Origin of the sequence: Caldovatus aquaticus (genome assembly GCF_019458025.1) — a bacterium.
In the GTDB taxonomy this organism is placed as follows: Bacteria; Pseudomonadota; Alphaproteobacteria; order Acetobacterales; family Acetobacteraceae; genus Caldovatus; species Caldovatus aquaticus.
The window spans coordinates 1-22,759 of the sequence record NZ_JAHZUY010000043.1 but is presented as its reverse complement, the minus strand read 5'-3'; the positions used below and the strand labels follow the sequence as shown (position 1 = coordinate 22,759).

The following is a 22,759-nucleotide window of genomic DNA, read 5'->3' as shown; positions in this document are numbered from 1 at the left end:
GCGGGGCGCTACCGTTCCGGCGCCGAAGCGGTGGCGGCGAGCAGCACCTCGATCGGGTCCCAGACCATCGCCTGCTGCTCCACCTCGCACCCGGCGAAGCGGATCACCTCGCGCGCCGCGAGCCGCCCGCCGAGCCGTTCGTAGAACCAGCGCGTTGGGTTGTCGCGCAGCACCCAGAGCATGGCCGAGCGGCAGCCGATCGCGTGGAGATGCGCCGCCATCGCGCGCATCAGCCGCCGGCCCACGCCCCGCTCGCGGAAGTCGTCGAGCAGGTAGAGCGTCTCGATCTCGCCCTCGGCCAGAGCCGAGCGGCGCGAGCGCCCGCCGGAGGCGAACCCCACCACCGCGGATGTCCCCTCCCCCCCTCCCGCCGCGGCGGCGACCGCGACGAAGACCGCGTGCCCGTCGCGGCGGTCCAGGATCGCCCGTTCATAGCCGTACCCGAGACGGTGCGGGCACAGCGCCGCGAGATAGGCGTCCGGCAGCACGCCGGCATAGGTGCTGCGCCAGGTCTCCGCATGGACCGCCCCGATCGCGGCGGCGTCCCCCGGCCGGGCGCGGCGGATGCAGATCGTGACGGCGGGGCCGGTGCCGGTCATGGCGGGCGGCGCTCCAGCACGGCGACGAAGAACCCGTCGGTGCCGTGGCGGTGGGGGGCGAGCAGCAGCCACGGGGCGTCCTCGCCGCACGCCCCCGGGAAGGGCGCGGCCTCGCCCGCGACCCGCGGCCAGAGCGCGCGCGGCGCGATCGGGGCGAAGTCGCCGCGGGCAGCCATGAACGCCTGCATCTGCCCCTCGTCCTCCTCGGGCAGGACGGAACAGGTAGCGTAGATCAGACGGCCGCCCGGGCGAACAAGTTCCGCGGCGGCGGCCAGGATCTCCCGCTGCCGCCGGACCAGCTCCGCCAGGTCCTCCGGGCGGGTCCGGATCCGCGCGTCCGGGTTGCGCCGCCAGGTCCCCGTCCCCGTGCAGGGCGCGTCCACCAGCACGCGGTCGAACTGCCCGGCCCGGCGCTTCGCCCAGCGGTCGCCCGGCACGAGGAGGTGCCGCTCCGCATTGTCCACCCCGCCCCGGCGCAGGCGCCGCACCGCGCCGGCGAGGCGCGGCGCCGAGACGTCGCAGGCGACGATGCGGCCCTTGTTGCCCATCGCCGCCGCCATGGCGAGCGTCTTGCCGCCCGCCCCCGCGCAGTAGTCGCAGACCCGCAGCCCGGGCCGGGCATCGGCGAGCAGGGCGACGATCTGGCTGCCCTCGTCCTGGATCTCGACCAGCCCCTCGCGGAACGCCCGCGTGCCGGTCACGGGCCGGCGGCCGGTGACGCGCAGGCCCCAGGGCGAATAGGGCGTCGGCACCGTCTCCACCCCCTCGGCGGCGAGCGCCGCGGCGGCCTCGGCGCGGCTCGCGCGCAGCAGGTTCACGCGCAGGTCGAGCGGCGCCGGCTGTTCCAGGGCCGCGGCCGCGGCGGGAAGGTCGGCGCCGAAGCGCGCGCGGAAGCGCGGCAGCAGCCAGCCCGGGATGTTGAGCGCGACAGGCTCCGGCATCTCCGGGTGCCGCAGCGCCTGGCCGGCAAGGCGCGCGAGCACGCGGCGCTCCTCCGGCGCAAGCGGCGCCGCGGCGAAGCGCCCGCCCGGAAAGGCGCCGCGCTCGAGGCCCTCGAGGTCCCACCCCTCCGCCAGCAGCAGGTGCGCCCCGACCAGCAGCCGTGGCGTCGCCGCCGGGGCGCCGGCGCGCGCCAGCCACCAGTCGAGCCGCAGGCGCTGGCGGATCACGCCCCAGGCGCGCTCGGCGACGGCGCGGCGGTCGGAGGCGCCGATGAAGCGGCGCGCGCGGAAGTAGTCGTTGGCGATCGCGTCCGCCGGCCGCCGCGGCTCCGCCTCGACGGCGGCGAGCAGCTCGATCGCGGCCGCGACCCGCGCGGCGGGCGTCACGTCGTGCCGGGGCCGAGCGGCAGGCCAGGGAGCGGCGCCAGGTCCCGGAGCTCCGGCACGCCGGCGCCGCGCAGCGCGTACTCGTCCGGGTCGTCGGCGCGGTTGACGCGCACCGCGCGGAAGCCGTTGGCGAGCGCCGCCTGGGCGTCCCAGGGATTGGCCGAGACGAAGGCCATCTCCTCCGGCTCCGCGCCGAAATGCCGCACGGCGAGGCGATAGACGCGCGGATCGGGCTTGAACACGCCGACCTCCTCGACGCTCAGCACCGCATCGAGCAGCGCGGCGATGCCCGCCGCCTCGCACGCCTCGGCCAGCATCCCCGGCGCGCCGTTGGAGAGGATCGCCACCGGCACGCCGGCCGCGCGCAGCGCCCGCAGCACGGCGGGCACCTCGGGATAGGCGTCCAGCCGGCGATAGGCACGCAGCAGATCCTCGCGCAGCGCCGCATCGGCGATGCCGTGCCGGGCGAAGACATAATCCAGCGCGTCGCGGGTGCAGAGGAAGAAGTTCTCATGGTGCGCCGGGCCGGCGAGGCTGCGCACCCAGGTGTACTCGAGCTGCTTCTGCCGCCACTCCGCCGAGATCGTCCGCCAGTGCGGCCCGAGACGCGCCGCGTGCCGCGCCGTCGCCGCATGCACGTCGAGCAGCGTGCCGTAGGCGTCGAAGATCACGGCGGCGGGGCGGGGCGGGGCGTCGTCCATGGCCGGATCATGCCCGGCCCTGCGGCGCAAGGCCAGGGTGTCGCGTCCGCCCTCGCCCCCCGGACGGGCCGCCCCCTTACCCCGCCGTCCCGCCCCCGGCGCCGATGCGGTCGAGCGGGCCGAGCGCCTTCTCGAGCAGCGGCCGGACCTCGGTCGCGAAGCGCTCGATCGAGCGCAGCGCCGTCGCCTGGTCGGAGCCGCCGGGGCTGAAGTTCATCAGGTAGTGGTCGGGTCGGACGAGGCGGACCTCCCGCGCGATCCGCTCGGCGACCACCTCCGGGCTGCCGACCAGGAGGTTGTCGGCCATCTGCTCGAGCGTCGGCTCGTTTTCGTAGGGCCGCTCGACCAGCATCGCGCCGTCCATCAGCTCCTCGCGCCGGCGCAGGCTCTGGGACAGGCGGACCTGGGAGCGCGAATGCTCGACGAAGCGCATCACCTCCTCGCGGCTGTCGGCGATGCAGACGTGGCGCGAGACGGCGAAGCGCATGGCGCGCGGGTCGCGCCCCTCGGCGGTCCAGACGGCGGCGAAGCGCTCGCGCGCCCTGGCCAGCAGCCCGGCGGTGAAATGGCGCGGCGTCACCATCACGCCGTAGCCCTTGCGCGCGGCGAGCCGGTGCAGCTCCGGGTTGTCGCCGGCGATCCAGATCTCCGGCAGGCGGTCGCCCACGGTGCGGGAGGCGATGTGCGTCTCCGGCATCCGGTAGTGCTCGCCCTCGAAGGAGAAGGTCTCCTGCCCGAAGGCGAGCTCGAGCATCCGCATGAACTCGATCACCTTGGGCACGGAGTGCCGCAGGTCCTCGCCGAAGCGGTCGAATTCGTAGGGCTGGTAGCCGCTGCCGACACCGAGCACGAGGCGGCCGCGGGCCATGGAATCCACCAGGCCGATCTCCGCCAGCAGCCGCGCCGGATGATAGAGCGGCACGACGACGACCGCGGTGCCGAGGCGGATCGTCCTCGTCTCCCCGGCGAGGCGCGCGAGCATCAGCAGCGGCGAGGGGCTGACGCAGTAGTTCGAGAAGTGGTGCTCGGCGACCCAGGCGGTGGAGAAGCCGGCCTGCTCGGCGAGCTTCACCTGCTCGACCTCGTTGTCCACGAGCTGCCGCGTCGGCGTGCCGCGGACGCGGTAGCTCATCAGGTTAAAATGGCCGAAATCCATCGCGCTGGCTCCCTCCCCGGCCCGCGGCGGGCCCGGCGGGAGTGTCGGCCAGGCGCGCGCCGGGCTCAAGCCGGGCGCAGGGGCGGTCGCGGGCGGGAAACGGCCGCCGCCGCTCCCCTACCCCTCGTGCCGGTAGTTCGGCGCCTCGCGGGTGATCGCCACGTCGTGCACGTGGCTCTCGCGCAGCCCGGCGCTGGTGATGCGCCGGAAGCGGCAGTTCCTCTGCATCTCGGCGATGGTGCGGTTGCCGGTGTAGCCCATCGCCGCGCGCAGGCCCCCGACGAGCTGATGGATCACCTTGTCCACCGGCCCCTTGTAGCCGACGCGCCCCTCGATCCCCTCCGGCACCAGCTTGAGCTGCTCCTGCACGTCCTGCTGGAAGTAGCGGTCGGCCGAGCCGCGCGCCATCGCCCCGAGCGAGCCCATGCCGCGATAGGCCTTGTACGACCGCCCCTGGTAGAGGAACACCTCGCCCGGCGCCTCGTCGGTGCCGGCGAACAGGCTGCCCATCATCACGCAGTCCGCCCCGGCGGCGATCGCCTTGGCGATGTCGCCCGAGGTGCGGATGCCGCCGTCGGCGATCGCCGGCACGCCGCGCGCGCGGCACGCCGCCGCCGTCTCCAGCACCGCGCTGAGCTGCGGCACGCCCACCCCCGCCACCACCCGCGTGGTGCAGATCGAGCCCGGTCCGATGCCGATCTTCACCGCGTCCGCCCCGGCCTCGATCAGCGCCTCCGCGCCCTCCGGCGTGGCGACGTTGCCCGCCACCACCTGCACCGAATTCGACAGCCGCTTGATCCGCTCGACCGTCGCCAGCACGCCGCCGGAATGGCCATGCGCGGTGTCCACCACGATCACGTCCACCTCGGCGCCGATCAGCGCCTCGGCGCGGCGCAGCCCGTCCTCGCCCACCCCGGTCGCCGCCGCGACCCGCAGCCGCCCGAGCGCGTCCTTCACCGCGTTCGGGTGCGCCTGCGCCTTGTCCATGTCCTTGACGGTGATGAGGCCGACGCAGCGGAAGGCGTCGTCCACCACCAGCAGCTTCTCGATGCGGTGCTTGTGCAGCAGGCGCCGCGCCTCCTCGGGCGAGACGCCCTCCTGCACCGTCACCAGGTTCTCGCGCGTCATCAGCTCGTAGACGCGCGAATTGGGGTCGGTCGCGAAGCGCACGTCGCGGTTGGTGATGATGCCGACGAGGCGCCCGCTGCCGCGCTCCACCACCGGGATGCCGCTGATCCGGTGCTGGCGCATCAGCGCCTGCACCTCGGCGAGCGTCTGGTCGGGATGGATGGTGACCGGGTTCACCACCATGCCGGATTCGAACTTCTTCACCTGGCGGACCTGCGCCGCCTGCTCCTCCGGCGAGAGGTTCTTGTGGATCACGCCGATGCCGCCGGCCTGCGCCATGGCGATCGCCATGTTCGCCTCGGTCACCGTGTCCATCGCCGCCGAGACCAGGGGGATGTTGAGCGCAATCTCGCGCGTCAGCCGCGTGCGGGTGTCGGTCTGGCTGGGCAGGACGGTGGAGTAGGCCGGCACCAGCAGGACGTCGTCGAAGGCCAGCGCCTCCTCGATCGCGAGGCGCCGGGCCGGGTCGGGCAATGTGTCGGGTGCCATGGGGGAGGGTTCGCCATCCGCTGCCTTGGCGCGCCCCCTTAGCCTCCTCGGACGCCGCTTAGCAAGCGCGCGAGCGTTGCGCCCCGGTCACGTCTGCGCCGCGCCGGGCGCGCCCTCGCCCCCCGTCCGGGCGCCGGCCCCGCCGCGGAACCCCGTCGCCACCACGTAGAGCTCGCTCGATTCCTTGCGGCTCGCCGGCGGCTTGGCGTGCCGCACGGCGGCGAAGTTCCGCTTCAGCGCCGCGAGCAGCTCCCTTTCCGCCCCGCCCTGGAAGACCTTCGCGACGAAGGCCCCGCCCGGCGCCAGCACGCGCAGGGCGAAGTCCAGCGCGAGCTCCGCCAGAGCCATGATCCGCATGTGGTCGGTGGCCGCGTGCCCCGTCGTGTTCGGCGCCATGTCGGAGAGCACCAGGTCCGCCTCCCCGCCGAGCGCCTCCTCCACTTGGCGCTCCGTCTCGGCCTCCCGGAAATCGCCCTGGAGCACGACCGCGCCCGGCACCGGCTCCATCGGCAGCAGGTCGAGCGCCACCACCCGCCCCGCCGGGCCGACCTTGCGCGCCGCAACCTGGGTCCATCCGCCCGGCGCCGCGCCGAGGTCCACCACCCGGGCCCCGGGCCGCAGCAGGTGGAACTTCGCATCCAGCTCGAGCAGCTTGAACGCCGCGCGCGAGCGCAGGCCCTGCGCCTTCGCCGCGCGCACGTAGGGATCGTTGAGCTGGCGGGCGAGCCAGCGCTGGCTGCCGGCACTGCGGCCCTTGGCGCTGCGCAGGCGGCTGGCCAGCGGGCGGCCCGCTCCGGGCGTCTTCGGCATGGCGCGACCCGTCCGGCGGCTCAGGCGACGCTCTCGGGGGTCGCGAGCGCCGCCGTCCTGCCCTCTCCGCTCCGCTCCGCGGCGCGCGGGGCCTCCGCGTTGCCCGGCACAGGGGAGATCGGGGAACGCCAGCGCGCGCTCCGCCCCGCGGCACGATCGGCGCGGATCATCCGCATCAGCATCCCCTCGCGCAGGCCGCGATCCGCCACCGTCAGCCGCGGGGTCGGCCAGACCTGGCGGATGGCGGCATAGACCGCGCAGCCGGGGAGCACGAACTCCGCCCGCTCGGGCCCGACGCAGGGGTGCGCCGCCAGCCCTTCCCGTCCCAGCGCGAACAGGTCGCCGAGCGCCGCGTCCGCCGCCGCGCAATCGAGCGTCTGCCCGTCCACCAGCGGCCGCCGGTAGCGGGGCAGCGCGAGCGCCACCCCGGCGAGCGTGGTGACGGTGCCGGAGGTGCCCATCAGCCGCACCCCGCCGGCGCGGATCTCCTGGCCGATGCAATGCACCCGGTCGAAGGCGGCGAGATGGCCCGCGACCTCCTCCACCACCGCGAGGAAGCCGCGCTCCGAAAAGCAGGAGAGGCCCGTGCGCTCGGCCAGGGTGACGACGCCGAGCGGCAGGGAGAGATAGCCGATCAGCTCCGGGATCCCGCCGGCCGGATGCTCCGGCCGCCCGCGGTGGTCGCGCGCGGCCGGGACGGGGCGGACGCGGATCCAGGCGATCTCGGTGCTGCCGCCGCCGATGTCGAACAGCAGCGCCCTGCGGTCCCCGGGCTCGAGCAGGGGCGCGCAGGACTCCATCGCGAGCTCGGCCTCCTCGCGCGCCGAGATGATGCGCAGGCGAAGGCCGGTTTCCGCCTCGACCCGGGCGAGGAAGGCGGGGCCGTTGACGGCGCGGCGGCAGGCCTCGGTCGCCACCGCCTGCAGCATGCGCACCGGCCGGCGCGCGAGCTTGTCCGCGCAGGTCCGCAGCGCCGCGAGGGCGCGGTCCATCGCCGCCTCGGAGAGGCGACCGGTGCGCGCCAGCCCCTCGCCGAGCCGGACGATGCGGCTGAAGCTGTCGAGGACGCGGAAACCGCCGCCGGGACCGGGCGCGCCGATCAGCAACCGGCAGTTGTTCGTGCCGAGATCGAGCGCCGCATAGAGCGGGGCCGGACCCGGCGCGCCGCCGCAGGCAGCCCCGCGCGACGGCCCCCCCGCCCGTGCCGAAGCCGGTGCCGCAGCGGCAGCGGGGAGGGACGTGGCCATGGCGGCCACGGCGAAGGCGGAATCGTCGGGCATCGCGGTGTCCGATCCGCCCCGGACGAGGGCGGATGACATAATGATCCGGCGAGGCGGGCGGAGGGGCAAGCGGAATCCCGCGAATTTGCGGCAAGCGACGGCTGGCCTGCCCTGCGGTGCGCGCGGAGTGCAACCGGCGGCGAGCCGTGCCGCCGGAGGGCCTTCGCGTCCCCCAGGGCCGCTTTTGCTCGGCCGTGCTTGCGCCGGCGGCCCTGGCGCGTTGTCCGCCGGGCCGATTCGCGCTTCCGGCGGTTTACCGCCGTCCGTGATCGGTTCGAGCGGCGGCGCCGGTCTCGATCCCGGACCACCCGGCTTGCCTCCGCGCCAGGCGCGCGCTAGCTAAAGGGCGCCCGCGCCGCGGTGGGCCGGCTTGGGGGATAGTTTAGCGGTAGAACTACCGGCTCTGGACCGGTCAGCCCTGGTTCGAATCCAGGTCCCCCAGCCACTCCCCCTCTCCCTACGCCCCCACTCGCGGTCAACGTAGCCTGGAAGGCTCCCTACGAGGGCCGATCGCGCGCCTGCTGCCCGCGCGGCGCGATGCCGAGGCGCCCTCCCATGGAACCGCCTTCGGGCGTGGCGGGCCGCTACCGCTCGAGCGGGATGCCCGCGCGCGGCAGCCCGCAACGGGCCGCCCGGCGATCCCGTTCCGTGGGGCTTCGCCCCTAATCGCGCCGGGTTGCGTGTGCGCGGCTGCCTCCGGCAGCCGCCGCCCCCGGCCTCACCCCCTCAGTCGAAATCCGCCGCCAGCGCCGCGCGCACCCGCTCCGGCAGCACCGCCATGTGGCTGTAGTTCGGATGCCGCAGCCCGACCACCACCTGCGCCCCCGGCGTGCGGAACGCCGCGATCTGCGCTTCGGTGAAGGGAAAGTGCACGAACTGCACGGAGGAGGCCTTGCCCTCCGCCGTGGTGCGGTCCTGGTCGGTCTCCGGTACGCCGGCGATGGTCTCGCCGCCGACGATCAGGAACGCCGTCTCCTCGATGCCGCCGAGGGTGGAGAGGATGCGCTTGCGCCGCGCCGGCTCGTCGATCTCGATCATGAAGGTCGCGACCAGCTCGCGTCCCTTCGGGATCAGGGGATTGTAGGCGACGAGCTCGTCCGGCACCTGCTCCGGCCCGCCCTTCTCGATCCAGACCATCTCGTGGACCTGCAGCCACATGGTCTCGTAGTTCTCGAAGTAGAAGGTGACGTAGGGGCCGACCTCGATGCGGCGGTCGCGCTTGAGCGCGGCGATGCGCCGCCGCTCCGCGGCGCGCACCTTGGCGTATTCCGCCATGGGCAGGATGTCGGCGGGGGTGAGTTCGCGGCGGCGGTTGGGCGGCGTCGTCATGGCGCGGTTGCTCCCTGCGCGGTCGCGTCGAGGCCGTAGGCGCGGGCGAGAAGCTGGACCGGGTGGCGCACCAGCTCCGGCATTCCCTTGGCCTCGCCGCCGAGCCGCTCGATGCCTTGCATGATGTGCACCCCGGCGAGCGGGCATTCCGAGGTGACGTAGGCCTTCCCGGCCTCGCGCGCCTGGCGCGCGACCGGGCGGCCGACCTTGAGCGCGGTCTCGAAATGCGCCTTCTTGAATCCCCAGGCGCCGCCGTGGCCGGAGCAGCGCTCGATCACCTGCACCTCGGCGCCGGGGATCAGGCGCAGCATCTCGGCCGCCTTCTGCCCCATGTTCTGCGCCCGCGCGTGGCAGGCCATGTGCAGCGTCATGCCGCCCGCGACCGGCTTGAGGCCGGGCGCCAGCCCCTCCTTGCGGGCGATGTCCACGACGTATTCGGAGACGTCGAAGGTCGCCTCCGCCAGCCGCTTCACCGCCTGGTCCTCCGGCAGGATCAGCGGCCACTCGAACTTCAGCATCAGCGCGCAGGAGGGGACCAGCGCGATCACGTCGTAGCCCCGTTCGATCCAGGGGAGGAGCGCTGCCGCCACCTCCCGCGCCGCCGCCGCGACCTCCTCGATCAGCCCCTGCTCGAGCGTCGGCATGCCGCAGCAGCGCGGATGCAGCACCTCGGTCTCGACGCCGTTGTGCGCCAGCACGGCGCGGGTGGCGAGGCCCGGCCCGGGGTCGTTGTAGTTGCCGAAGCAGGTGGCGTAGAGCACCGCCTTGCGCCCGTAGGCCGGCGCCGCCCGGTTCACCGCCGGCGCCGCGCGCTGCGCCTGCGCCGCGAGGGTCCGGCTCGCGTAGCGCGGCAGCTCCGCCTCGCGGTGCAGCCCCGCGACGCGCTCGAGCAGGGCCCGGCCGGCGGTGTTGCCGCGGTCGGTGACCCAGTTCGCCAGCGGCGCGGCGAGGGTGCCGATCCTGCCGTTGCGATCGGTCTTGGCGAGCTCCCGGTCGGCGAAGGCGACCCCCTTCGTCTTCGCCTCCATCGCCCGATAGCGCAGCATCAGGTGCGGGAAGTCGAGGTCGAACTCGTGCGGCGGGACGTAGGGGCACTTGGTCAGGAAGCACATGTCGCAGAGCGTGCAGGCGTCCACGACCTGCTTGAAATCCTTGCTGTCCACCGAGTCGAGCTCGCCCGTCGGCGATGCGTCCACCAGGTCGAACAGGCGGGGGAAGCTGTCGCACAGGTTGAAGCAGCGGCGGCAGCCGTGGCAGATGTCGAACACGCGCCGCATCTCGGCGTCGAGCTTCGCGGGGTCGGTGAAGTCCGGGTCCCGCCAGGCGAGCGGGCGCCGCACCGGCGCTTCGAGGCTGCCTTCGCGCATGGCTTCTCGGTTTCGGTCGGTCGTGCGGTGGGAAGCGCGGACGGACCGCGGCGGCGGCAGCGCCGCCCGCGGCCCACCCGGCGGCTTCAGCCCTGCGCCGCGGCGGCGCTCAGGCCTTCCTCAGCTCGTCGAGCGCGCGCTGGAAGCGGCCGGCATGCGAGCGCTCGGCCTTGGCCAGCGTCTCGAACCAGTCGGCGATCTCGTCGAAGCCTTCCTCGCGCGCGGTGCGCGCCATGCCCGGGTACATGTCGGTGTACTCGTGCGTCTCGCCGGCGACCGCCGCGGCGAGGTTCTTCTCGGTCGTGCCGATCGGAAGCCCGGTGGCCGGGTCGCCGACAGCCTCGAGGAATTCGAGATGGCCGTGCGCATGCCCGGTCTCGCCCTCGGCGGTGGAGCGGAACACCGCGGCGATGTCGTTGTAGCCTTCCACATCCGCCTTCTGCGCGAAGTAGAGGTAGCGGCGGTTGGCCTGGGACTCGCCCGCGAAGGCGTATTTCAGGTTTTCCTCGGTCTTGCTGCCCTTGAGCGCCGGCATCGTTCCCTCTCGCATCCGTTCCGGTGGTGCGGCAGGGAGCGGAACCGGACGGTTTCCGTCCGGTCCCGCGTCTCCTCCGCGCCGCGAGCGTATGCCATGTCTCCGCTCGGCTGGCTAACAGATTGTTTCGAACGCAATGATCGAATGTTGCGATTGAAATTGCGAAAGACGCTGCAAGGCATGGAACCTGTCCCATGTCCCCGCCGCGTGCGCCGCGACCTGCCGCGCGGCCGGCGCCCCCGCCGCCCCCGCTCGGCTTCCCCCCTGCCGGCAATCCCTCAGCCCGTCGCCGCCGCCAGCGCGGCGCGGACGACGGACACCGCCTTGTTGCTCTCCCGTACGCCCGCCCTCGTCCCGCGCTCCTCGAACTCCTCCGGCGACGCGCCCTCGGCGGCATTCGCGGCGGGCGGAGGATGGGCCGCCGCCCCCGGCGGCGGATCGCTCGGCGCGCTGCTCGTTCCCCCGTAGAGCGCGATCAGGCGACGGATCGCGTCAAGCCGCTGGAAAGTGATCGTGGCCCGCAACTCGGCCACGAGCTGGCGCTCCTCGCTCTGCAGAACGGCGATCAGGTTGGTGGGCACCTCAGCCTCATTCGCGAGCAACCGCTGCGCAATACAATCTTTCCGAGAGTTTAACGTCCCAGTTTCGCGCACAATGGTCACGATATCGTGACAACCGGCCGTGTCCTCGCGGCACCTTGATCGCCGCGCCAGCGGCGTTGAGCGAACGTTCGTTCAGTCGGCGGCCCGCATGCGCAACCGCAGCGAAACCCGCGCCCGCATCCGGCGCCAGGCCCTGGCCCTCTTCGTCGCCCGGGGCGTGGAGGCCGTGTCGGTGCGCGACATCGCGGCGGCGGCCGGCCGCACCCCCTCCAACCTCTGCGCTCACCGGCCCTCGCTCGGCGCCCTGATCGGGGCGCTCTTCGCCGAGGGCCGTGCCGCCTACGGCCGCGGCCTCGACGCCATGGCCGACGAGATCGTCGCGCTGTGCCTGCGCCTGGACGCCCGCGAAGCCGAGGCTTGCCGCCGATGACCGCCACCGCGAGGACCGCGCCCTCCGCCGCCGCAGCGGCCGGCCCCGCTCCCCGCCGCGCCGGCGCCCTCCTGCGGGAGGCGGTGCGCGCCGCGCTGCGCCTCTATCTCCGCCTGTTCCACCGCTTCGAGGTGCGCGGCCTCGAGCACTACCGCGCCGCCGGCGACAACGCGATCGTCGTCGCCAACCACCTCTCGCTCGCCGACGGCGCGCTGATCGCCGCGGCGGTGCCCGACCAGCCGAGCTTCGTCGTCAACCTGTTCATCGCCCGCACGTGGTGGGCGCGTCCCTTCCTCGCCCTGGTCCGCACCTTCGAGGTGGACCCGTCCAGCCCTTACGCCTTCAAGGCCATGGTCAGGGCGGTGCGCGACGAGGGCCGCAAGCTCGTCATCTTCCCCGAGGGCCGGATCAGCCGCACCGGCGCCCTGATGAAGATCTACGAGGGCGCCGGCATGCTCGCCGAGCGCACCGGCGCCCCGGTCCTCCCCGTGCGGCTCGACGGACCGCAATACAGCCGGTTCGCCTACACCGAAGGGGTGCTGCGCCGGCGCTGGTTCCCGCGCGTCACCGTCACCTTCCTCCCCCCGGTGCGGATCGCCGCGCCGGAAGGCGTGCGCGGCCGCGCCCGCCGCCGCGCGCTCTCCGACGCGCTCGACACGGTGATGACCGAGGCCGCCTTCCGCACGGCGGGGACGGGGAAGTCGCTGTTCGCCGCCCTGCTCGACGCGCGCGCCGTCCATGGCGGCCGCGCGAAGGTGCTCGACGACCCCGAGGACTACGCCCCGCTCTCCTTCGACCGCATCGTGCTCGCCGCCTGCGTTCTGGGCCGCCGCCTGGCCGCGGCCACGGCGCCCGGCGAGCGCGTCGGCCTGATGCTGCCCAACGCCAAGGGCGCGGTCGTCACCTTCCTCGCGCTGCAGGCCTTCGGCCGCGTCCCCGCCATGCTGAACTTCTCGGCCGGCGCCGAGGGGATGCTCGCCGCCTGCCGGACCGCAGCGATCCGCACCGTGCTCTGCTCCCGCCGCTTCGTCGAGCGCGGCAGGCTCGGCCCGGCCGTCGCGCGCATGGAGGAGGCCGGCCTGCGCTTCGTCTGGCTCGACGAGCTGCGCGCCACGATCGGCCCCGGCGCCCGGCTGCGCGGCCTGCTCGACGCGCGCCGCGCCCGCCGCCTGCCCGGCGCGCGCCTCGCGCCCGACGCGCCTGCGGTCGTGCTCTTCACCTCCGGCTCGGAGGGCACGCCGAAGGGCGTGGTCCTCTCCCACCGCAACATTCTCGCCAACTGCGCCCAGGTCACCGCCGTGCTGGACTTCAGCCCGGCCGACCGCGTGGTCAACGCGCTGCCGATGTTCCACAGCTTCGGCCTCACCGGCGGCACGCTGCTGCCCCTGCTCAGCGGCGTGCCGAGCTTCCTCTACCCATCGCCGCTGCACTACCGCATGGTGCCGGAGGTGATCTACGACCGCGACGCCACCATCGTCTTCGGCACGGACACCTTCCTCAACGGCTGGGCGCGCTTCGCCCACCCCTACGACTTCCGCGCCGTGCGCCTGATCTTCGCCGGCGCCGAGAAGCTGCGCGAGGAGACCCGCCGCCTCTACGCCGACCGCTTCGGCAAGGGCATCCTCGAGGGCTACGGCACCACCGAGACCGCGCCGGTGCTCTGCGTGAACACCCCCAAGCGCAACCGCGTCGGCACGGTCGGGCGCTTCCTGCCGGGCATCGAGCATCGCCTCGAGCCGGTCGCCGGCCTCGCGGACCGCGACGCCGGCCGGCTCTGGGTGCGCGGCCCGAACGTCATGCTCGGCTACCTGCGCGCGGAGGCGCCGGGCGTGCTCCAGCCTCCGCCGGAGGGCTGGTACGACACCGGCGACATCGTCTCCGTGGATGCCGAGGGCTTCGTCACCATCCGCGGCCGCGCCAGGCGCTTCGCCAAGATTGCCGGCGAGATGGTCTCGATGGCCGCGGCCGAGGCGCTGGCCGGGGCGCTGTGGCCCGACGCGCTGCACGCGGTCCTCGCGCTGCCCGACCCGCGCAAGGGCGAGCGGCTGGTCCTCCTGACCACCCGGCGCGACGCGGCCATCCCGGCGCTGCTCGCCGCCGCGCGCGAGCGGGGCGTGCCGGAGCTGATGGTCCCGCGCGAGCTGCGCGTGGTCGAGACGATGCCGCTCCTCGCCACGGGCAAGGTGGACTACCCGGCGGTGCAGCGCCTCCTCGCCGGCGCCGCGGAGGAGGCCGAGCGTCCGCGGCTTCCGGCGACCTGACGCGGCCGAGCCGCGCTGCCACGGCGCGCTCCCTCCCGCCCGCCGGTCAGGCGGCGGACGCGCCTGCCGCGGCGAGGCTCCGTTCGCGGCACCAGATGGCGAGTTCCATCCGGCTGGTCACGCCGAGCTTCTGGTAGATCGCGTGCAGGTAGATCTTCACCGTGCCCTCGGTGATCTGCAGCCGGTCGGCGATCTGCTTGTTGCGCAGCCCCTGCAGCACCAGCCCGATGATCTCGTGCTCGCGCCGCGTCAGCCGCACCGGCTCCGGCACGGCACCTGCGCCGCCTCCCCCGCGCCTGCCCGCGGCCGGAGCCGGCGCGGTGCCTCCCTCCGAGGCGGAGGGCGGCGGCGCGGCGCCGGCGCCGACGGTCGCGGCGGCGGCGAGCGCGCGGCGGCCGATCTCGCGGTCCACCCACTGCCCGCCGGCGACCACGTGCCGCAGGCATTCGAGCAGTTGCTGCGGCGCGGATTCCTTCAGCACCAGGCCGTCGGCGCCGAGCCGCATCGCCTCCGCCGCCTGCGCCTCGGTCAGGCCGGAGGTGAGCAGCACCACCCGCGCCCGCCGCCCCGCGTCCGCAGGCGCCGCCTCGGCCGCGGCGTTGAGCCGGCGCAGCACGGTCAGGCCGTCCATGCCCGGCATGTGGAGGTCGAGCAGCAGCAGTTGCGGGCGGAGCCGGGGCATCGCCTCCAGCACCTCCTCGCCGCGGGTGCAGCGGGCCACCACCGTGTAGCCGGCCTCGGTGAGAAGGGCGGCGAGACCCTCCATGACGATCGGGTGGTCGTCGGCCAGCACCAGCGTCGTCATGCGGCGATCCTCTCCCGGATCGGCGCGGCGGCGCCGACGGCGCCGCCGAGCGGGATGTCCATGATCAGGCGGAGCCCCGCGGGGCTGGAGTCCAGCAGCAGCGAACCGCCGAGGGCGAGCACCCGTTCGCGGAGCGAGCGCGGGCCGATCCCGCGCTCGCGCAGGGTCGGTCCGTCGAACTGGCCGTGCTCCGCCAGGCCGGCGCCGTCATCGGCGATGCGCAGGCAGAGCGTCTCCCCGAGGTGCGACGCGTCCACCTCGAGGCGCCGGGCCCGGCCGTGGCGGGCGGCGTTGGCCGCGGCCTCGCGCACGAGCTGCCGGAGGTGCCAGATCAGCCGCCCCGGCACGAGGGCGCCGCGCGGCGTCACCGTCAGCGTCACCTCCATGCCCCATTGCACCCGGAGCACCTGCGCCAGCCGCTCCAGCTCGGGGGCAAGCTCGATCTCGGCGCCGGCGGCTCCCGCCGCATTCTCCGGCCGCAGGCGGTTGATGAAGGCGCGCAGCTCGCGCTGCTCGGCGCTCAGCAGCTCGCAGACCTCGGCGACGCTGGCGGCGAGCGCCGCCGGCGCGGGCTCGCGGCGCAGCGCGGCCTGCAGCTTGAGCACCGCTCCGGCGAGGGGCTGCAGGATGCCGTCATGCAGGTCGCGGCCGAGGCGCAGCCGGTCCTCGGCGGCGGCGGCGCGCAGCAGGGCATCCTGCGCCGCGGCGCGCTGGAATGCCGTGGCGATGCGGGCCGTGGCGACCGCCCCGATCAGGAAGTCCTCCGGCGCTCCGCGGTCGCGTCCCGGGATCACCAGCCAGGCGTCCTGGTCCTCCGTGCGCACCGGCAGGCAGAGCGCGGAGGCGATGTCCAGCCGCTGGCACAGGGCCGCGCTGAGCCCCGGCGAGGGCAGCGGATCGAGCCCGTGGCCCCCGCGGTGCACCAGGGTCATGCCCTCCACGACCACGAAGGGCGCGTCGCCCACCGCCTCCGCCACCGCCGGCCCGATCTCGTCGGGCGAGAACCGCCGCTCGGTCAGGACCCCGCCGGCCGCGCCGCCGCCGCGCGCCCAGCGCCTCCTGCCCAGCCCCCCGCCCGCGGCGCCGCCGGCGTCGTCGCCGGCGCGCCATTCCGTGACATGCAGCCAGGGCTCGAGCGGATCGTCGCGCAGCAGCAGGGCGCGCGGCGCATCGAACACCTCCGCGGCATAGGCCAGCGCCCCGCGCACCGGGGTGGGGTCGGAGGAGGCGGCCGGCCAGCCCGCGGCGAGGCGCAGCACCTCGGCGGCAAAGCGCTGCTGGTACAGGCCGAACAGGACCAGAACGGTCCCGATGGTGAGCAGGTGTGTCAGCCGCAACGCGAAACGGTTGGCGTTGAGGGTGTCGCCGGCGAAGGCGCCGGCGAAGGCGACGCCGACGACGAGGAACAGCCCGGTCAGCGCCACCGTGGTCCAGAGCGCGCCGCGCCAGCCCCAGCGCAGCGCGGCGGCGAGCAGGGAGAAGTTGAGCAGCGCGAAATACGGACTCGCCGGGCCGGCGGTCAGGGACATCAGCGCCGTGAACACGCCGATGTCCACGACGTGCGCCATGGTGCCGACCGCCGGGCGCTGCACCACGCGGAAGCCGGCGAGGGCCACCGCCAGCACCACGGCGTACACGCCGTAGGCCGCCATCAGGACGCGGGCGTGGACCGCCAGTTCCTCCGGCTGCGGCGGCTCGAACCGGACCGCGAGGAAGGCCACCATCGCCACGACGGCCCGGACCAGCGCGATCACCCGGTCGGTACGGCGGACGAACAAGCCGGCCGGCAGGCCATCGCTCGACCAGCCCTCCGCCGGCGCAGGGCCGGCTGCGGCCGCATCCGACATGCGCGCGGTGGTTGTGGTCCCGGTCATCCCACTCAGCCGATACCCTCCGGCCGCCGGTGGCGCTTCCCCCCCGGACCCTCTCTCCTTCAGCCATAGGTAGATAGAGCGAACGGGGGCGTTCCATTTCTACACCAGAAATAACTGGGGAGGCGACAGCCATCCGCAGCGCGGCGCGAAGGCGCGTAACCGCCGCGCCTGGCCGGCAGGGGGACGAGCCCGGCGTTGCGCTCGGCCGAGGGGCGCCGTTGCGGCCCGCAGGCACGGGCCCCGCACCGGCGCCGCACCGCCGTGCCCCGCCGGCGGGCACGCCGCCGTTGCGTCGGGCCTCACGCATTTGGCATCCCACACGCAGCCCCGTCTTGCGTAAAGCCATCAGGACACCGAGGGGGGACGAGCCGCATGCGCATCATGGTGGTCGAGGACGAGGCTCTGCTCGCCATGCATCTGGAAGACCTGCTTGCCTCGCTCGGCCACGAAAGCTGCGGCGCCGCGGCGACCGGCGTCGCGGCCCTGGCGATCGCGGAGCGCGAGCGCCCCGACCTCGCCCTGATGGACCTGGCCCTCGCCGGCGGCGACGACGGACGCGAGGTGGCGCGCCTGCTGCGCGACCTGTTCGGCGTGCGTTGCGTGTTCGTCACCGGCAACCCGGACCTGCTCGACACGGCGGAGGGTCGCGCCGCCGCCCCGCTCGGCGTCGTCGGCAAGCCGTTCCGCGACGAGGACATCGCCGAGGCGATCGCCCGCGCCGAGGCGTGGGCGGTCAGCGTCCGGGCCGTCGCCGCCGGCTGAGCCGGAACGGTCGCCGGCGGCGGATCCGCGAGCCCCCCGCGCCGCGTTCCGGGCGACGCCCCGGCCGCCGCGCGGCCGCCTGCCGCTCCCGGCCCGCTCTCGCCTCCCGCGGGCGCCGGCGGCATCATTGCCGGTTCCGTTCGACAGCCTGCGGAGGCCCTCGTTGCTCCCCCGTCGCTCCCTGCTCCTGCGGCCAGCGGCCGCGCTGGCGCTCCCTTCCCTTCTCGGCGAGCTTGTCCCCGGCCCGCGCGGCGCTGCCGCCCAGCCGGCGGCCCCGGCCGGCTTCCCGGACCGCCCGCTGCGCCTCATCATCCCGTTCCCGCCGGGCGGCACCAACGACATCGTCGGCCGCCTGCTGAGCGAGGGCATGGCCGCCCGCCTCGGTCAGCCGATCGTGATCGAGAACCGCGGCGGCGCCGGCGGCGCGCTGGGGGCCGAGGCAGCCGCGAAGTCCGCCCCGGACGGCTATACCCTGCTGCTCGGCGGCAGCGGCAGCCTGACCATCAACCAGCTCGTCCGCCCCAACCTGCCCTACGACCCGGCGACCGCCTTCGCGCCGATCGGGCTGATCGGCCTCGGCCCCAATGTCATCGTCGTGCATCCCTCGTTGCCGGTGCACGACCTGCGCGAGCTGCAGGCGTTCGCGCGCCGGGCCCGCCCGCCGCTCGCCTACGCCTCGCCCGGGGTCGGCTCGACCGGACATGCGGCCGGGGCGCTCGTCGCGCAGGTGCTCGGCGTCGAGATGGAGCACGTGCCCTATCGCGGCACCGGTCCGGCGCTGAACGACGTGATCGCCGGGCGCGTCCCGGTCTTCACCAACGCCCTGGCGCCGCTCGCCCCGCACATCCGCGCCGGGGCGCTGCGCGCGCTCGCGGTGGCAGGCGAGCATCGCAGCGCCGCCATGCCCGATCTGCCGACCACGGCCGAGCAGGGCTTCCCGGAGATCCGCGCCGCCACCTGGTTCGGCCTGTTCGCCACCGGCGGCACGCCCCCGGACCGCGTGGAGAAGCTGCACGCCGCCCTGAACGCCGTGCTGGCGGAGGCGGAGGTCCGGCGCCGCCTGCTCGAAGGCGGGGTGGAGGTCGAGGCCAGCGCGAGCCCGGCCGAGTTCGCCCGCTACGTCGCCGAGGACGCGGCCCGCTGGGCGCCCGTGGTGCGCCGGGCCGGGCTGCGGGTGGAATAGGACCCGGTGGCGGGGTGAACGGGGGGCGAGACATCGCGGCGCCCGCACAAGCCGTCGCTGGCCCGCGCCCACCCCAGGGCTTCCGGCAGCCGATGGTCATGTCGGAGACCGTCGGCGATGCTGGTGCTCGGGCTGCGTCGCGCCGCCGCCTCGCGGCCGGGCCTCGGGAAGCCGCGCCGGGCCGGGAAGCCGACCGTCGTCCCCGCCGCGCCCGGGCGGAACCACATCCCAGTCGACGACATCGCACGGCACGCCGGCGCGGAGCGGAAGACGCCCGAGCCGGGCGGCGCCGGGCCGCCCGAGGCGGCAGGCTCATCAGCGGGCTGATCGCGCGTACGGGCGCCCCCCGTCGGAGCGGGCGCCCCTGCCGCGCCGCCGCTGGTCGGGCGGCGGGTGCCGAGAAGCGATGGATCGCCCTTGCGGCGGCCCGGACGGCAAAGAGGGAAGCGGCCGCAGGATCCCGGCGCCCCGCCCCTTCCTCGCTGCGCGAGGGTCGAGCACGGCGGCGACGCCCAGCCCGCGTTCCCCGGCCGGGTCACCGGCGCGCGCCGAGGCCGGGGCGCGCACGGCGTTGCCAAGCCCGCCGCCGCGCGCCACGCTGCGGTTGACGGCGGGCGCGGTCCGGCGCCGGGCCTCGCGGCTCGCGCGGATCGTTCCGCCACTCCGCAGAGGCGCCAGGCGATGAACGCGACCCCGCCCCCTCTCTCCAACTCGCCGATCGTCGCCGCCTTCGTCGCGCGCACGCCGGGCTCGGCCGCCGCCTACGCGAAGGCGCGCGAGATCTTCCCCGGCGGCGTGACGCACGACACGCGCTACGTCCGCCCGCACCCGCTCTCGATCGTCCGCGCCGCCGGTGCGCGGAAGTGGGACGTGGACGGCAACGAATACGTGGACTACTTCGGCGGCCACGGCGCCCTGATCCTCGGCCACGCCCACCCGGAGGTGGCGGCGCGGATCGCCGAGCAGGCGGCCAAGGGCACCCACTACGGCGCCAGCCACCCGCTCGAGCTGCGCTGGGGCGAGCTGGTGCGCGAGCTGGTGCCGAGCGCCGAGATGGTGCGCTTCACCAACTCCGGCACCGAGGCGACGCTGATGGCGCTGCGCCTCGCCCGCGCCGCCACCGGCCGGCCGAAGCTGCTCCGCCTGCGCGGCCACTTCCACGGCTGGCACGACCACATGGCCTTCGGCGTCACCAACCACTTCGACGGCACGCCGACGCCGGGCGTGCTGGAGGGGCTGGCGAGCAACGTCGTCCTCGCCGACCCCAACGACGCCGCGGGCCTCGTCGCGCTGCTGGAGGAGCACGGCCCGCAGATCGCCGCCGCGATCCTGGAGCCGACCGGCAGCACCTACGGCCAGGTGCCGCTGCGCCCCGAATTCGTGCGCCTGCTGCGCGAGGAGACGGCGAAGCGCGGCATCCTGCTGATCTTCGACGAGGTGGTGACGGGCTTCCGCGTCGCCCTCGGCGGCGCGCAGCAGGCGCTCGGCATCCGCCCGGACCTGACCACGCTCGCCAAGATCCTCGCCGGCGGGCTGCCGGGCGGCGCGGTCGTCGGGCGGCGCGACGTGATGGAGCTGCTCGACCCCGAGCGCGCGGCGGCGCGCGGCATCGAGAAGATCCCGCACCAGGGGACGTTCAACGCCAACCCGCTCTCCGCCGCCGCCGGCGTCGCGACGCTCGAGATCCTGAAGTCCACCGACGCGATCGCGCGCGCCCATGCCTACGCGGCGCAACTGCGCGAGGGGATGAACGCCGTGCTCGCCGAGGCCGGCGTGCCCTGGGCGGTGTACGGCACCCACACCGGCTTCCACGTCTTCACCAACCCGCGCCGCCTGCCCGGCATCGGCCCGCATGCCTTCGACCCCTTCGCCTTCGGCTACGAGGACCTCAAGGTGCCGCGCGGCGCGCAGGGGCCGACCAAGCTCGCGCTGGCGATGCGCGTGCACGGCGTGGACATCATGCCCTGGCCGGGCGGCACGGTCTCCGCCGCGCACGGACCGGCGGAGCTGGACCGCACGCTGGAGGCGTTCCGCAGGAGCGTGCGGATGCTGAAGGACGAGGGTGAGATCCGCTGAGCCGCGGACCCGGGCCCGCGGCTGCTCGCCGGTGCCGGGGCGCGGCGACCCTAGGGCACCAGCACCAGCGCGCCCTCGACCGCGCCGGCCCGCAGCCGCGCCAGGGCCTCGTTCGCCCGCGCGAGCGGCAGCGTCTCCACCGCCGTGCGCACCGGCACCTGCGGCGCCAGCGCCAGGAACTCCTCCCCGTCGCGCCGGGTGAGGTTGGCGACCGAGCGCACCACGCGCTCGTGCCACAGGATCTCGTAGGGGAAGGAGGGGATGTCGCTCATGTGGATGCCGGCGCAGACCACGACGCCGCCGCGGTCCACCGCGCGCAGCGCCGCCGGCACCAGCGCACCCACGGGGGCGAACAGGATCGCGGCGTCGAGCGGCACCGGCCCGGGCGCGTCCGACGGCCCCGCCCAGACGGCGCCGAGGCGGCGCGCGAAGGCCTGCGCCGCGTCGTCGCCCGGGCGGGTGAAGGCGTAGATCTCCCGCCCCTCCCAGCGCGCCACCTGGGCGATGATGTGCGCCGCGGCGCCGAAGCCGTAGAGGCCGATCCGCCGCGCCTCCCGCCCCGCCAGGCGCAGAGCGCGGTGGCCGATCAGCCCGGCGCAGAGCAGCGGCGCCGCCTCCGCGTCGGCATAGGCCTCCGGCAGGGCGAAGCAGAAGCGCTCGTCGGCCACCGCCAGCTCGGCATAGCCGCCGTCGAGCTGGTAGCCGGTGAAACGCGCCGATTCGCACAGGTTCTCCCGCCCCTGCGCGCAGAACCGGCAGGCGCCGCAGGCGAAGCCGAGCCAGGGCACGCCGACCCGGGCGCCGGGCGCGAAGCGCGTCGCGCCGGGGCCGGTCTCGAGCACGCGGCCGACGATCTCGTGCCCCGGGATCACCCCCGGCTTCGGCTCCGGCAGCTCGCCGTCCACCACGTGCAGGTCGGTCCGGCACACCGCGCAGGCGCAGACGCGCAGCAGCACCTGCCCCGGGCCCGGCCGCGGGTCCGGCCGCGTCTCCGCGCGCAGCCGCCCCCGCGCGGCCGGATCGAGCGTCATGCACCGCATCGGTTCTTCCCTGCCTGCCTCGGCGCCGCGGGGCGCGACCGCCGCGGCTGGTTGCCGCCACGCCCCTGAAGGGGCGGCGGGGCCCATGACGGCGGGCGCGCCCGCCATCGCGGCATCGCGGTGCCCCTCGCCCGCGCCCCTTCGGCCTCGTGCCTCGGCGCGCAGCCCGCGCGCGCCGTCTCCGCCCGCGCTGTCGCCCCGGTCATGGCGGTTCCTCCACCCTTCGCGGCCGCTCCTCGGTCCACGGCGCGCAGCGAAGAATGCGCCGTGCCGAACGCGCCTGCCAGCCCTGCAACGCGCGGCGGCGCCGACGCGGATGTTCGGCCTGCGGTCCCCCGCGCCACCTCCCCGGCATGACGCCCGGGGCAGGCAGGATGCTCACCCCGCCGGCATCGAGGTGCGGCCGACCCGGTGCCTGCCGGTCGCGTTCTCCGCAGCGCACGCGCCGGTGCCTGTAGCGGCATGTCTGACGGCCGGAGCGACGGTGAATCGCGCTGCATCCCGTGCCCGGCGCGCCAGCGAAGGCGGAGCGACGGCCATGCGACACACTGGAGGCCGGCTGGCGTGCGGACCGCCCGGCGGAGGGCGCCCCGCTCGCGCAGCCGACGGCCGCGAGACGGGAGCAGTCATTGGGCCCCCCGGTCGGTCGGCCGATGCCGCCCCCCGGAGACCGTGCCGAGCCGACGCTCCGCAGGAGGGGGCGGCGCGGGGCGGTGGACGCCGCCCCGGTCGCAGCGGTCGCGGCTGCGGCGCGGATCGCGCTCGTCCTGGCGGCGCCTATGGAGACCCCTGCGAAACGCGCCCGATCGGGTGAGGCAGGTGTGAGGGCGGCCTGGAAGCGGCCTTTGTGTTCGGTTTCGGTGTCTGGCGGCAGGCCGGGGGGCGCGCGTCGCCTGTCAGGCGAGGAGGCGTTCGGCGCGGCGGAGGTTCATGGCGGTGCAGGGCAGGTGCAGAGGGGCGCCGTTGCGCCGCAGGCTGCGGCGGCGGACGCGGCGCCAGCCGTG

General features: G+C 75.1%; 19 protein-coding genes and 1 tRNA gene. 6 read left to right on the top strand and 14 right to left on the bottom strand.

Translation table 11 applies throughout. The features are described from left to right. Positions 1 to 8: 8 nt before the first annotated feature. The 7 genes from K1J50_RS13770 to K1J50_RS13740 form a co-directional block, all read right to left on the bottom strand. Positions 9 to 599: a GNAT family N-acetyltransferase gene (locus K1J50_RS13770; RefSeq protein ID WP_220118309.1), complete on the bottom strand. Its 591-nt coding sequence runs from the start codon at positions 597 to 599 to the stop codon at positions 9 to 11. Further along, on the bottom strand, positions 596 to 1,927 hold the full coding sequence (locus K1J50_RS13765; protein ID WP_220118307.1) for an RsmB/NOP family class I SAM-dependent RNA methyltransferase: 1,332 nt from the start codon (positions 1,925 to 1,927) through the stop codon (positions 596 to 598). Before K1J50_RS13765 ends, K1J50_RS13770 begins: the two co-directional genes overlap by 4 nt. Then, the gene (locus K1J50_RS13760; protein WP_220118305.1) at positions 1,924 to 2,628 is read right to left on the bottom strand and encodes a haloacid dehalogenase type II; all 705 of its coding nucleotides are present in this window, start codon (positions 2,626 to 2,628) and stop codon (positions 1,924 to 1,926) included. The genes K1J50_RS13765 and K1J50_RS13760 overlap by 4 nt, the downstream gene beginning before the upstream one ends. Before the next feature lie 76 nt (positions 2,629 to 2,704). Further along, complete coding sequence (locus K1J50_RS13755; RefSeq protein ID WP_220118303.1) at positions 2,705 to 3,784, bottom strand: LLM class flavin-dependent oxidoreductase; 1,080 nt, start codon at positions 3,782 to 3,784, stop codon at positions 2,705 to 2,707. Between the two features lie 117 nt (positions 3,785 to 3,901). Continuing rightward, positions 3,902 to 5,401 carry an IMP dehydrogenase gene (guaB, locus tag K1J50_RS13750; RefSeq protein WP_220118301.1) on the bottom strand — a complete coding sequence of 500 codons (1,500 nt, stop codon included), beginning with the start codon at positions 5,399 to 5,401 and terminating at the stop codon, positions 3,902 to 3,904. A gap of 87 nt (positions 5,402 to 5,488) precedes the next feature. Then, entirely contained in the window at positions 5,489 to 6,211 is a 723-nt protein-coding gene (locus tag K1J50_RS13745; RefSeq protein ID WP_220118299.1) for an RlmE family RNA methyltransferase, read from the bottom strand. Between the two features lie 20 nt (positions 6,212 to 6,231). Continuing rightward, entirely contained in the window at positions 6,232 to 7,491 is a 1,260-nt protein-coding gene (locus tag K1J50_RS13740) for a Ppx/GppA phosphatase family protein (RefSeq protein ID WP_255575279.1), read from the bottom strand. A 371-nt stretch (positions 7,492 to 7,862) separates the two neighbouring features. On the opposite strand from K1J50_RS13740, the gene K1J50_RS13735 reads away from it, so the two are divergent. Beyond that, positions 7,863 to 7,936, top strand: a tRNA-Gln gene (locus K1J50_RS13735). A gap of 281 nt (positions 7,937 to 8,217) precedes the next feature. On the opposite strand, the gene K1J50_RS13730 is transcribed toward K1J50_RS13735, so the two are convergent. The 4 genes from K1J50_RS13730 to K1J50_RS13715 all read right to left on the bottom strand — a co-directional run bounded on the left by K1J50_RS13730 (position 8,218) and on the right by K1J50_RS13715 (position 11,303). Next, complete coding sequence (locus K1J50_RS13730; protein WP_220118297.1) at positions 8,218 to 8,820, bottom strand: DUF3501 family protein; 603 nt, start codon at positions 8,818 to 8,820, stop codon at positions 8,218 to 8,220. Further along, entirely contained in the window at positions 8,817 to 10,187 is a 1,371-nt protein-coding gene (locus K1J50_RS13725; protein WP_220118295.1) for a heterodisulfide reductase-related iron-sulfur binding cluster, read from the bottom strand. The genes K1J50_RS13730 and K1J50_RS13725 overlap by 4 nt, the downstream gene beginning before the upstream one ends. 109 nt (positions 10,188 to 10,296) lie before the next feature. Next, the gene (locus K1J50_RS13720; RefSeq protein ID WP_220118293.1) at positions 10,297 to 10,722 is read right to left on the bottom strand and encodes a rubrerythrin family protein; all 426 of its coding nucleotides are present in this window, start codon (positions 10,720 to 10,722) and stop codon (positions 10,297 to 10,299) included. Positions 10,723 to 11,000: 278 nt separating this feature from the next. Then, positions 11,001 to 11,303, bottom strand: a complete 303-nt coding sequence (locus K1J50_RS13715; protein ID WP_220118291.1) for a hypothetical protein — start codon at positions 11,301 to 11,303, stop codon at positions 11,001 to 11,003. 100 nt (positions 11,304 to 11,403) lie between these two features. On the opposite strand from K1J50_RS13715, the gene K1J50_RS13710 reads away from it, so the two are divergent. Further along, the gene (locus tag K1J50_RS13710) at positions 11,404 to 11,754 is read left to right on the top strand and encodes a TetR/AcrR family transcriptional regulator (RefSeq protein WP_220118290.1); all 351 of its coding nucleotides are present in this window, start codon (positions 11,404 to 11,406) and stop codon (positions 11,752 to 11,754) included. Further along, positions 11,751 to 14,015: an AMP-binding protein gene (locus K1J50_RS13705; RefSeq protein ID WP_220118288.1), complete on the top strand. Its 2,265-nt coding sequence runs from the start codon at positions 11,751 to 11,753 to the stop codon at positions 14,013 to 14,015. The genes K1J50_RS13710 and K1J50_RS13705 overlap by 4 nt, the downstream gene beginning before the upstream one ends. A 46-nt stretch (positions 14,016 to 14,061) precedes the next feature. Here the strand turns inward: K1J50_RS13705 and K1J50_RS13700 are convergent, their stop codons facing one another. Continuing rightward, positions 14,062 to 14,820 (bottom strand): response regulator, encoded by a 759-nt coding sequence (locus K1J50_RS13700; RefSeq protein WP_220118286.1) that lies wholly within the window; start codon positions 14,818 to 14,820, stop codon positions 14,062 to 14,064. Then, complete coding sequence (locus K1J50_RS13695) at positions 14,817 to 16,694, bottom strand: sensor histidine kinase (protein ID WP_220118284.1); 1,878 nt, start codon at positions 16,692 to 16,694, stop codon at positions 14,817 to 14,819. The genes K1J50_RS13700 and K1J50_RS13695 overlap by 4 nt, the downstream gene beginning before the upstream one ends. Positions 16,695 to 17,066: 372 nt before the next feature. Between K1J50_RS13695 and K1J50_RS13690 the strand changes: the two genes are divergently transcribed. The 3 genes from K1J50_RS13690 to K1J50_RS13680 all read left to right on the top strand — a co-directional run bounded on the left by K1J50_RS13690 (position 17,067) and on the right by K1J50_RS13680 (position 20,715). Beyond that, positions 17,067 to 17,456, top strand: a complete 390-nt coding sequence (locus tag K1J50_RS13690) for a response regulator (RefSeq protein WP_220118282.1) — start codon at positions 17,067 to 17,069, stop codon at positions 17,454 to 17,456. 163 nt (positions 17,457 to 17,619) lie between these two features. Next, complete coding sequence (locus K1J50_RS13685) at positions 17,620 to 18,639, top strand: Bug family tripartite tricarboxylate transporter substrate binding protein (protein ID WP_220118281.1); 1,020 nt, start codon at positions 17,620 to 17,622, stop codon at positions 18,637 to 18,639. Positions 18,640 to 19,320: 681 nt separating this feature from the next. After that, on the top strand, positions 19,321 to 20,715 hold the full coding sequence (locus K1J50_RS13680) for an aspartate aminotransferase family protein (protein WP_220118279.1): 1,395 nt from the start codon (positions 19,321 to 19,323) through the stop codon (positions 20,713 to 20,715). 50 nt (positions 20,716 to 20,765) lie between these two features. On the opposite strand, the gene K1J50_RS13675 is transcribed toward K1J50_RS13680, so the two are convergent. Then, positions 20,766 to 21,746: a zinc-dependent alcohol dehydrogenase family protein gene (locus tag K1J50_RS13675; RefSeq protein ID WP_220118277.1), complete on the bottom strand. Its 981-nt coding sequence runs from the start codon at positions 21,744 to 21,746 to the stop codon at positions 20,766 to 20,768. Positions 21,747 to 22,759 lie beyond the last annotated feature (1,013 nt).